General features: G+C 60.3%; 8 protein-coding genes. All 8 read left to right on the top strand.

What is annotated here, in order from left to right; genetic code table 11:
* The first annotated feature begins 95 nt into the window (after positions 1-95).
* A complete protein-coding gene (locus SJY10_RS07285) occupies positions 96-1400 on the top strand; it encodes a mechanosensitive ion channel family protein (protein WP_386681020.1) in 1305 nt (434 codons plus the stop codon).
* Positions 1401-1486: 86 nt separating this feature from the next.
* The gene (locus tag SJY10_RS07280) at positions 1487-4072 is read left to right on the top strand and encodes an ATP-binding protein (protein WP_386681018.1); all 2586 of its coding nucleotides are present in this window, start codon (positions 1487-1489) and stop codon (positions 4070-4072) included.
* Between the two features lie 34 nt (positions 4073-4106).
* Positions 4107-4913: a DUF6635 family protein gene (locus SJY10_RS07275; RefSeq protein ID WP_386681016.1), complete on the top strand. Its 807-nt coding sequence runs from the start codon at positions 4107-4109 to the stop codon at positions 4911-4913.
* A 223-nt stretch (positions 4914-5136) separates the two neighbouring features.
* Positions 5137-6714 carry an ABC transporter substrate-binding protein gene (locus SJY10_RS07270; protein WP_386679137.1) on the top strand — a complete coding sequence of 526 codons (1578 nt, stop codon included), beginning with the start codon at positions 5137-5139 and terminating at the stop codon, positions 6712-6714.
* Positions 6715-6718: 4 nt separating this feature from the next.
* Complete coding sequence (locus SJY10_RS07265; protein ID WP_386679165.1) at positions 6719-7678, top strand: ABC transporter permease; 960 nt, start codon at positions 6719-6721, stop codon at positions 7676-7678.
* Positions 7675-8493 carry an ABC transporter permease gene (locus SJY10_RS07260; protein WP_386679138.1) on the top strand — a complete coding sequence of 273 codons (819 nt, stop codon included), beginning with the start codon at positions 7675-7677 and terminating at the stop codon, positions 8491-8493. The genes SJY10_RS07265 and SJY10_RS07260 overlap by 4 nt, the downstream gene beginning before the upstream one ends.
* Entirely contained in the window at positions 8486-10120 is a 1635-nt protein-coding gene (locus SJY10_RS07255; protein ID WP_386681014.1) for an ABC transporter ATP-binding protein, read from the top strand. Before SJY10_RS07260 ends, SJY10_RS07255 begins: the two co-directional genes overlap by 8 nt.
* A 97-nt stretch (positions 10121-10217) precedes the next feature.
* Entirely contained in the window at positions 10218-10901 is a 684-nt protein-coding gene (locus SJY10_RS07250; RefSeq protein WP_386681012.1) for a glutathione S-transferase family protein, read from the top strand.
* The last annotated feature ends 216 nt before the right edge of the window (positions 10902-11117 follow it).

Raw genomic sequence — 11117 nt, 5'->3', positions numbered from 1 at the left:
TTTGCCCCCGCCCTGCACCCCGCGCCAAAGCAGCGGGCTTGCACGACCGGCCCAGTTTGTCGCATGACAACAATCAGGCAATTGGGGGGACGGGCATGGACAGCACCTACGTCGAAACAGCGCGTGACTACGCAGTACAGGGTGTCGCTTTTGCGCAGGACTGGCTGTTGCGCCCCGCGTCGTGGTCGCAGTTCGCCCTTTTGATCGGTGCCTACCTGCTGGCCCTTGTACTGGCCCGCATGATTGCGCCCCGCCTGCGGGCGCTGCTGACACCAGAGGATGGAAATACCTCTATCTTTGCGACAGCCCGCCGTTTTGCCCGCATGTTCCTGCCCCTGTTGTTGCCGCTGCTGGCCTATGTGCTGACTGCCGCGGGCGAACAGGTAACGCGGTCGCTGTTCGGGTCCGGCGCGATCATCGCCTTTGGCAAGCGTGTGTTCCTGTTCCTTGCGGCGCGCGCGCTGGCGCGGCGGATCCTGACCGAGCCGTTCCTGCGGTTCCTGGCAAGCTATGTGCTGGTCCCCGTTGCCGCGCTTTATGCGCTTGGCATCCTGCCCGCCGTGATGACCCTGCTGGAAGGCACGGTTGTCGGCGTCGGCAGTATCCAGTTTTCCGCGCTGGCCCTGATCCGCGGGCTTATTGCGGGCGCATTGCTGTTCTGGTTCGGCCACTGGTCCAACAGCCAGACGGCCGGTTATATCGGACGCCAGCCAATGCGCCCGGCCGTGCGCCAGCTGATCGTCAAGGCGGCAGAATTCGCGATCTTCGGCTTTGCCTTCCTGCTGCTCATGAACATCATGGGCATCAGCCTGACCAGCCTTGCGGTGATCGGTGGTGCCGTAGGCGTCGGCCTTGGCTTTGGCCTGCAAAAGATTGCGTCAAACTTCATCTCTGGCGTGATCCTGCTGCTGGAAGGTCAGGCGACCGTTGGCGACTATGTTGAACTTGATGGCGGTGAAGCGGGCCGTATCCACAAGATGATGGCCCGCGCGACCATTCTGGAAACCTATGACGGGCGCTGGATCGTCGTCCCGAACGAAGATTTCATTGTCACGCGGGTTACGAACTATTCCGACGCCGGGTCCAATAACCGGCTGGAGGCGAAGTTTTCCGTCAGCTACGACACCGACATCAACCGCGTGCCCGATATCATCTGCGCCGCCGTGGCGCAGGTGCCCGGCGTGCTGAACACACCAGAGCCGCCCGATTGCGAATTGCGCGGTTTCGGCGACAGCGGAATCGATTTTGCCGTTGAATTTTGGGTCGAGGGCATCGATGACGGAGAAAACAAATACACCTCTGACGTGCTGTTTGCGATCTGGAATGCGCTAAAGGCGCATGACATCGAAATTCCCTATCCGCACCGTGTCGTGGAAATCAAAGGCGGCGGACCGCTTTGATTTTATATATTTTTTAAGATTTGTAGTATTTTTAACCCGTTGCCGCAGTAGAATATGCAAGTATCCTTCGCATAAGCGGAGGGGTCATGTTCCTTACCATATTTCAAAGCCTGTCCGGTCTGGTTTTTGCAGGAACCTTTTTATACGTCATCCTGATGTGGCCGCGTCTGGACACTGCGACCAGAACGCAAAAGGCGCTGATCGGAACTGCCTTTGGCATATTGGCGGGCAGTTTCGAAACATATGGCCTGCCTTTGGCGGGTGCCGAAACTGGTATAAAGGCAGGCCCATTTATTTTTGCCGCCTACCTTGGCGGGCCTGTCGGTGCCATTGCTGCGGCCGCCGTCTGGCATATCTTTATCGTTTTATTTGATGGCACATTGACGGGCTGGGGCGAAAACCTTGCGCTGGGATATCTGGCAATTGGCTTGTTCAGCCGCTTTCGGACGGCGTTCACCATTGAAAGTGACATTCCGAAATCCGCATTTTATCAATTTATATTCGGTATAACCGTGTTCCACATCATATCATCGTTTATTCAATTCGCCGCCGAAGGCTCTCGCGCATCGTGGATTGAATGGGGTCAAGACGTTTGCGTCTGGACTGCGGCAGCAGCTGCATCGGTCGCATTGACGGGACTGACTGTCCTGTTTGTGCAGCACCTGATACGTCAACTATCATCGACAACGCAGATGGCAAACCGGCTTCGCTTTGCGCTTCAGCAAACCAAGGTCGGCGTTTTCGAACGTATGCTTGACGATTACAAAGGGTCCGTCGACGAAGTTTTCGTTTCCATTTACGGATTGCCGCCCGGAACAACGACGATGACACGGTCAGAGTGGTTGTCGATGATTTATCCTGACGACGTGCCGATTGTACTGGCGGGGATGAATGACATTAACTCCCCTGACCGCGAGCAGGGCATTTTTGACTACCGCATTGTCAGGCCTGACGGCGAAATTCGCCATATTCGCGAAAACTGGATCGCAGAGTTTGATCGTCAGGGGCGCAAATTCTGCCTGATCGCCATTCACACAGACCTGACCGACATCCGAAAAGCACAGCGCGTCCACCTTGAATCGATGGCGCGTGTCGCGCTGATTGCCGACAATTTACCCGGCGTGGTCTTTCAAACCGACATTACCGATCCGGACAAACCGAACATCATCTACATCGGACCCAAGTGCCTGTCGCTTTGGGGATATACCGATCTGGAAATCTATGACGACAACGCCTTGCTTACTGCGGCACATGATCCGGCGGATCATCCTGTTTTCCTTGCGGCGCTGCGTCAAAGCGTGGCCACCGCGACACCATTTTCCCATCGGTATATGATTACCGCGCGCGACGGCCAGACGCGCTGGGTGGAATTTCACGGCGGTCCGATCTTTTCGAACGACCGGATCATGATGGAAGGCATCATTCTTGACGTCACGACCGAAGTGCAGACCATGCAACAGATCGAAAAGGAAAGAGAGATATCGCACCGCGCGCAAAAGCTGGAAAGCATCGGCCAGCTGACCGGGGGCGTGGCGCATGATTTTAACAATCTTCTTGCCGTCATCATCGGCAATCTTGAATTGCTGATGGATGAAACCGATCCGGCCATGCACGCCGAATTGGTCAACAACGCCATCACCGCTGCCATGCGGGGCGCCGAATTGACGAAAAGCATGCTGTCTTTTGCCCGCAAGGCGCGGCTGATGCCTGTCGTGCTGGATCTGAATGTCGTGGTGCAGGACGCGCAACGGTGGATCGGCCGCACCATGCCCAAAAGCGTGGTTATCGAAACGGCATTATCCCCCGACCCTTGGCCGGTCAAAGCCGACCTTAGTTCACTGGAAAATGCCTTGCTTAATCTGATCCTGAACGCCCGCGATGCGATGCAGGGTACGGGCAAGGTCACAATTACAACCGCAAATGTCGTGGTTGATGCCGCATGCGAAAAGATCCAGCAAGGCGAACTTGTTCCCGGTCGTTACGTCATGATGACCGTGACAGATACAGGTGACGGTATTGCTGCCGAAAACCTGACCCTTATTTTCGAGCCGTTCTTTACGACCAAGCGATATGGCGAAGGATCAGGTCTTGGCCTGTCCATGATTGTCGGCTTTATGAAACAATCAGGCGGCACTATTCAGGTCGAATCCCGCCCCTATCAGGGCACGACATTCAGACTTTATTTCCCGGCAGCAGAACAAACCGATACAGCAGGCCATGCTGACCCCCTGGAAAATCAAATGACAGACAGGACCCTGGCACGTATCCTTGTCGCAGAGGATGAGCCTGCGGTCGGTGCCGCGATTGTCAAAATGCTCGAACGCGCAGGCTATCACGTAACCCGGGCCGCATCGGGGGACGAGGCCTATGCGATATTCAGCAAGGACCCGCGGTTTGATCTGCTTTTGACCGATATCGTCATGCCGGGTAAATTGCAGGGCCCGCAATTGGCACAGAAAATCAGACATAAATGGCCGGATGTGCCGGTCGTATTCATGTCAGGCTATGCCAGCGAGGCACAGATGAATAGCGGTGACGACAAGGCTGACGATATCCGATTGATGAAGCCTGTCCGCCGCGCTGATTTGCTTGCGGCGGTCGCGCGGGCGCTTGGCCAACATCCCGCGTCGGCAGGGCACCCTTTCAAAGAAAGGCCGCCTGCCCTAGATTGATCCAAAGCTGCCCCTTTTCGCAAAGAAGTCCGCGATGCCACCTGCGCCAGACCAGAATGCAGCTGCCGTACGGGCGGCAATCGATACCTTTGTCCGCGATCATTTCCACCTTGGCGCAACCCTGCGCCTGCACCGGTCAGCGCTGGGGTGGGACCTGCTGCGCGCGCCGGTCAATGTGGCGCTTGCCCCGATCCATTTGGTCATGGCGCTGTTCGCGCTGACGGCGCGGCTTATCGGATTTCGCCGCTTTGGTGCCTGGCTCATGGCGCGGCGGGTGATGCTGCGCACCTCTGTCGCGCAGCGGATCGAGGCTGACATCGCCACCGACCTGCTGCAGGGCGCGCCTTTGACGCCGCGCAGTCAGGCGCTGATCGACAACTACACGTCTGTCCGTTCTGCCGTAGCCGAAATCACCACATCGCTGATCGTTCTGACCACCGGCTGGCTGATATTCGGCACCGCGACACCGGGCATCGCCTCTTTGACCCCGAAGGTATCGGGGTATGTCGGACACGCCACTGCGGTCACGAACTTCCCGCTCGGGCAGACGCTGGGCGGCGCGTGGTACGGTGTCTTTCCGGTTTCACTGCCGGTCTGGACGGTGATTGCGATCGGTGTTGCGCTGGCCATGACCGCCTCGATCGTCACGACATTTGCCGGGATCATCGCTGACCCGGCGCAGGCCCATCTGGGGATTCACCGCCGCCGGCTGACCCGCCTTCTGGCCAAGATCGCCCTTGCCGAAGGCGACGCGCCCGGTCTGGCGCCTGAACATATCCTTGCCCGGATCAGCGATATTGCCGACGCAGGTATGAGCCTGCTGCGCGTCTTTCGGTCATAGCCTACTGGACTTTGCGCGCCGCAACACCGCCCGGAACGTGTCGTTTTCAGGCCACCTGATGTCGCGCAAAAGCACGCCCCGGCAGCCCGCAAACGCAGCGGCACTTCAATTTTTTGGCCCAAGATTTTGACAATGCTCGATTTTCCGCGCAGTATGTACTGCGCCCACAAAGAGGCGCACGTTATTCATCTGCGAAAAGAACCGAACAACAGGGATATCATTTATGGACAGAAGATCATCGAAGCGGATTGTTGGTGGTTTGAGCCGTCGTTCTTTTTTGGGTCGTGCGTCGGGGCTTGCGGTGACGGCTGCGGTTGGTGCGACGTTGTTTGCGGGCGGTGCGCGGGCGCAGACGCCTGTAAAGGGCGGGACGCTCAAGATGGGTCTGGGCGGCGGTGGCAGCACGGACAGTCTTGATCCGGCGCTGGCGGCGAATCCGGTGACGTTTCACCTGATGCGGACCCTGGGCGAGCCTTTGGTGGATGTCAGCCCGGACGGTGCGCTGGAAATGCGTCTGGCCGAGGCGGTCGAGAGCGATGCGGAGGCCAAGGTCTGGCGCTTCAAGGTGCGCCAGGGCGTTGCCTTCCACGACGGCTCGATCGTCACGCCGGATGATGTGCTGGCCACGCTGGAGCGGCATTCGGACGAGCAGTCCCAATCGGGTGCGCTGGGGATCATGCAGGGCATCGAGTCCATGCGCGTCGACGGCGATTGGGTCGAGGTGACGCTGACCACGGCCAATGCGGATCTGCCCTATCTGATGTCGGATTATCACCTGCAGATCCAGCCGAACGGCGGCCGCGACGATCCGGCATCGGGCATCGGCGCGGGGGCCTACAAGATTGTCACGCAGGAACCGGGCGTGCGGTATACCTTTGAAAAGCACGAAGGCTATTGGGACGACAGCCGCGGGCACTATGACGGCGTTGAATTCCTGGTCATCAACGATGCCACCGCCCGCATGGCGGCGCTGCAGTCGGGTCAGGTGCATATCGCAAACCTGGTGGAACCCAAGGTCGCGGGCCTGCTGAACCGCGCCCCCAACCTGGAGGTCAAGAATGTCTCGGGCCGCGGGCACTATGTCTTTGTGATGCACACCGACACCGCACCCTTTGACAATCCCGACCTGCGTCTAGCCCTGAAATACGCCGTGAACCGCGTGGAAATGGTCGACAAGATCCTGCAGGGCTATGGCACCATCGGCAATGACATCCCGATCAACGCCGCCTACCCGCTGTTCGACGACAGCCTGCCGCAGCGCAGCTTTGATCTGGAAAAGGCCGCCGAACACTACAAGGCGTCCGGCCATGACGGCAGCCCGATCGTGCTGAAGGTGGCCGATACCGCCTTTCCGGGCGCTGTGGATGCCGCTGCGCTGTTCCAGCAATCTGCGAACGCTGCGGGGATCCCGCTGGAAATCCAGCGCGTGCCCAATGACGGCTACTGGTCCGAGGTCTGGAACGTGGAGCCGTTCTGCGCGTCCTATTGGGGCGGCCGGCCGGTGCAGGACCAGATGTATTCGACAGCCTATCTGTCGACGGCAGACTGGAACGATACCCGCTACAGCAACCCTGCCTTTGACGATCTGCTGTTGCAGGCCCGGGCAGAGCTGGACCCCGCCGCGCGCACCGCGACCTATGCGCAGATGGGTGCAATGTTGCACGAGGAAGGCGGCGTGATCGTGCCGATGTTCAACGACTTTATCGAAGCGGTCAGCAATGACGTGCAGGGCTGGGTCGCGGATGGCGGTCAGGACACGATGAACGGGCTTGCCCCGCACAAGACCTGGTTGGCCAGCTGACGTGATACGCAACCCGATTGTCTTTTTGTTGGCCCAGCGATTATCGCTGGGCCTGCTTTTGCTGCTGGCCGCCTCTGCCCTGATCTTTATGGGCACCGAGATTTTGCCCGGCGACGTCGCCCAGTCCATTCTGGGCCAAAGCGCCACGCCGCAGGCGCTGGCGAACCTGCGCGCGGAACTGGGCCTGAACGAGCCGGCGCTGGCGCGGTATTTCGACTGGCTGGGCGGCATCCTGCACGGCGATCTGGGCACGGCGCTGACCAATGGTCAGGACATCTGGACCAATATGTCCGGGCGTCTGGCCAACACGCTGTTCCTTGCGGGCTGTGCTGCGGCCATTGCGGTGCCGCTGGCGATCATCCTGGGCGTTATTGCGGTGCGCTACCGCGGGCAATGGCCGGACAAGCTGATCTCTGGCGTGACCCTGACCTCGGTGTCGATCCCGGAGTTCATGCTGGGCTATATCGCCATGTTCTTTTTGACGGTGCAGTTCCGCATCTTTCCGTCGGTATCCACGATTTACGACAGCATGAGCTTTGGCGAGAAGCTGCACGCCATCGCGATCCCCGTGCTGGTGCTGGTGCTGGTGGTGCTGGGGCATATGATGCGCATGACCCGCGCCGCGATCCTGAACGTGATGCAGTCCGCCTATATCGAAACCGCCGAGCTGAAGGGCCTGCGCCCGATCACCGTGATCGCCCGCCACGCCTTTCCCAATGCCATCGCGCCTGTGGTCAATGTGGTCATGATCAACATGGCCTATCTGATTGTCGGCGTTGTCGTGGTCGAGGTGGTTTTTGTCTTTCCCGGCATGGGCCAATACCTTGTCGATCACGTCACCAAGCGTGACGTGCCTGTCGTGCAGGCCTGCGGGCTTGTCTTTGCTGCCGTATACATCGGCCTGAACATGGTGGCTGATATCGTGTCGATCCTGTCCAACCCCCGCCTGAGGCACCCCAAATGAGGGGGATACCTGTTTCCGCCCTGATCGGGCTGGCCTTTGTCGCCCTTTATGCCTTCGGCGCGATCTTTGCCGGCCTGATTGCCCCCTACGGCATGGCCGAAGTCGTCGGCGATGTCTGGGAGCCCGCCTCGGCCGAGCATCTACTGGGCACCGACAGCATCGGCCGCGATCTGCTCAGCCGGATCATCTTTGGCGGGCAGACGACGATCTTTGTCGCCACCGCCGCCACGATCCTGAGCTTTACCGTGGGGTCGGTCATGGGGCTGACCGCCGCTGTGGCGGGGGGCTGGGTGGACCAGCTGCTGTCGCGCTTTGTCGATCTGGTCATGTCGATCCCGGCGCTGATCTTTGCCCTTGTCGTGCTGTCGGTGATGCCTGTCACCCTGCCCGTGCTGATCGTTGTCATGGGGCTGCTGGACGCCACCCGCGTGTTCCGCCTGTCCCGCGCCGTCGCCGTCGATATCACCGTGATGGATTACGTCGAGGCCGCGCGCCTGCGCGGTGAAGGCAACCGCTGGATCATCTTCCACGAGATCCTGCCCAATGCCCTGTCGCCGCTGATCGCAGAGATGGGCCTGCGGTTCATCTTTATGGTGCTGTTCATCTCGACCCTGTCATTCCTCGGGCTTGGCGTGCAGCCCCCTCTGGCGGATTGGGGCGGCATCGTGAAGGAAAACAAGGACGGTATCGTCTACGGCATTCCCGCCGCGCTGATCCCGGCCTTTGCCATCGCGACCCTCGCGATCTCTGTCAATCTGGTGGCGGATTGGGTGCTGGCCCGCACTTCCAGCCTGAAAGGAGGCCGGGATGGATGATACCCTGCTTGATGTGCGCAATCTGACGATCGGCGCGACGATCTATCCCCCCGATGCCGCGCCCAAGGATATATCCATTGTGCACGGCGTGTCCTTTACCCTGGCCAGGGGCCAGGTGCTGGGGCTGATCGGGGAATCGGGCGCGGGCAAGTCCACCATCGGTCTGTCCGCCATGGCCTACGGGCGCGGCGGCGTGCGGATCACCGGCGGTCAGGTCATCCTGAACGGCCGCGATATCCTGCAAGAGCGGGCCGGCGGCCTGCGCGGTCTGCGCGGATCAGAGGTGACCTATGTCGCCCAATCCGCCGCCGCCGCCTTCAATCCCGCGATGCGCCTGATGGACCAAGTGGTCGAGGCGACGGTGCGCCACGGCCTTGCCACCCGCGCAGAGGCCGAGGCCCGCGCCGTGCAGCTGTTTGGCCAGCTGGGCCTGCCCAACCCGCAGACCATCGGCCAGCGCTATCCCCATCAGGTATCCGGCGGGCAGTTGCAGCGGGTGATGACGGCGATGGCCCTGTGCCCGCGCCCGTCGTTGGTGATCTTTGACGAACCCACCACGGCGCTGGATGTGACCACGCAGATCGACGTGCTGTCGGCGATCAAAAAGGCGATCCGCGACACCGGCGTTGCCGCGCTTTACATCACCCACGATCTGGCTGTCGTGGCGCAGGTCTCGGACGAGATCATGGTGCTGCGGTCGGGCAAAACGGTCGAACACGGCCCCGTGCGCCAGATCATCGAGGCCCCGCGCGAGGATTACACCCGCGCGCTGGTGTCGGTCCGGTCCATCGCACACAAGGAAAAGGAACCCGCCGCCCCGCTGCTGCGCGTGGACAACATGACCGCCCGCTATCCGGGGGTCAAACTGGACGTGCTCAAGGACGTCAGCGTCCAAATCGCGCCGGGCCAGACGCTGGCTGTGGTCGGCGAAAGCGGCTCTGGCAAATCGACGCTCGCCCGCGTGGTGACCGGCCTGCTGCCACCGTCTGACGGGCAGATCACATTCGACGGGCGCACCCTGCCCGCCGCGCTGGACGGCCGCGCCCGCGATGATCTGCGCGAATTGCAGATGATCTATCAGATGGCCGATACCGCGATGAACCCGCGCCACACCGTCGGCACCATCATCGGGCGCCCGCTAGAGTTCTACTTTGGCCTCAAGGGCGCCGCCAAACGCGCCCGAGTGCAGGAGCTGCTGGACCAGATCGAGATGGGCAAAGGCTTTATCGACCGCTACCCCGCAGAGCTGTCGGGCGGCCAAAAGCAGCGCGTCTGCATCGCCCGCGCCCTGGCCGCCAAACCCCGCCTGATCATCTGCGACGAGGTCACATCCGCCCTTGACCCGCTGGTCGCCGACGGCATCCTGAAACTGCTGCTGGACCTGCAGGCGCAAGAAGGCGTCGCCTATATGTTCATCACCCACGACCTGGCCACCGTCAAAGCCATCGCCGACCAGATCGCCGTCATGCACCGCGGCAAAGTCGTCCGCTACGGCCCCAAATCACAAGTCCTCGCCCCGCCCTTCGACACCTACACAGACCTCCTCCTCGCATCCGTCCCCGAAATGAAAATCGGATGGCTCGAAAACGTCGTCGAAACACGTAAGATTGAAAGCGCGGGGATGTAGCGGGCGTGGCGGGCAACGCTTTGTGACTTGCAATCAGGCCCTTGCCCCACCTTAGCTTCGCCAGCGAAACCCAACTTATCCACGAATGGACGATCCGATGATCAAATTCTATTTCCACCCCTCCCCGAACCCTGCCAAGGTTGCCTTGCTGCTGGAAGAGCTGGGCACCCCCTATGAAGCGGTGCCCGTGGATACCCGCAAGGGCGAGCAGTTCGACCCCGCATTTCTGGCGATCAACCCCAATGGCAAGACGCCGGCGATGACCGACGGCGATGCCAAGATTTTCGATAGCACGGCCATCTTGATGTATCTGGCCAACAAGGAAGGCAAATTCCTGCCCGGCACCGCGCCGGAAGCGCAGGCGCAATTTTTGTCTTGGATGATGTTTGTCGCCAGCGGCATTGGCCCCTATTCGGGACAAAGCGTGCATTTCACCCATTTCGCGCCAGAACCCAAGGACTATGCCGTCAACCGCTACAGCTATGAAGCAGAGCGTCACTGGGGTCTGATCGACCAGCGGCTGTCGGAAGGCGCCTACATGATGGGTGACACCTATACCGTGCTGGATATGGCGGTCTGGGGCTGGGCCCGCGCTGTTCCCTTTATCCTTGGCGCTGATGCCTGGGAAAAGCTGCCGCACCTCAAGCGGTTCATGGATGACATCAACGCCCGCCCTGCCGCGCAGGCCGCAGAGGCATTGTTCGCCAGCCATACCTTCAAAAAAGAGATGGACGACGCCGCAAAAGCCGTGATGTTCCCCCAGAACAAACGGCTTGGCTGACCATATCAAATCAGGTCCGGTGCATCATGTGCCGGGCCTGCGCCACCCCTTTGCGCTGTAAGTGGCAGCGCAACGCGGGACCGCGCACACGCCTTGGGTTGTATACCCGCTGCGCTAATTCACCCTAACGGTGAAAATAGCGTAGATTGCATGGCCGACCTTAACACATCCTAAAGTATTACTAGACTCCGTCACGGCGGCAGCGTTCAATTTGAC

The organism is Loktanella sp. R86503 (assembly GCF_042466455.1).
Taxonomy (GTDB): Bacteria; Pseudomonadota; Alphaproteobacteria; order Rhodobacterales; family Rhodobacteraceae; genus Loktanella.
The sequence above is the reverse complement of the archived record's forward strand: the minus strand, read 5'-3'. Positions and strand labels throughout refer to the sequence as shown.

Coding starts and splice junctions, on each gene's coding strand:
- SJY10_RS07285 (WP_386681020.1), top strand. CDS start 96: ATGGACAGCACCTACGTCGAAACAGCGCGTGACTACGCAGTACAGGGT.
- SJY10_RS07280 (WP_386681018.1), top strand. CDS start 1,487: ATGTTCCTTACCATATTTCAAAGCCTGTCCGGTCTGGTTTTTGCAGGA.
- SJY10_RS07275 (WP_386681016.1), top strand. CDS start 4,107: ATGCCACCTGCGCCAGACCAGAATGCAGCTGCCGTACGGGCGGCAATC.
- SJY10_RS07270 (WP_386679137.1), top strand. CDS start 5,137: ATGGACAGAAGATCATCGAAGCGGATTGTTGGTGGTTTGAGCCGTCGT.
- SJY10_RS07260 (WP_386679138.1), top strand. CDS start 7,675: ATGAGGGGGATACCTGTTTCCGCCCTGATCGGGCTGGCCTTTGTCGCC.
- SJY10_RS07255 (WP_386681014.1), top strand. CDS start 8,486: ATGGATGATACCCTGCTTGATGTGCGCAATCTGACGATCGGCGCGACG.
- SJY10_RS07250 (WP_386681012.1), top strand. CDS start 10,218: ATGATCAAATTCTATTTCCACCCCTCCCCGAACCCTGCCAAGGTTGCC.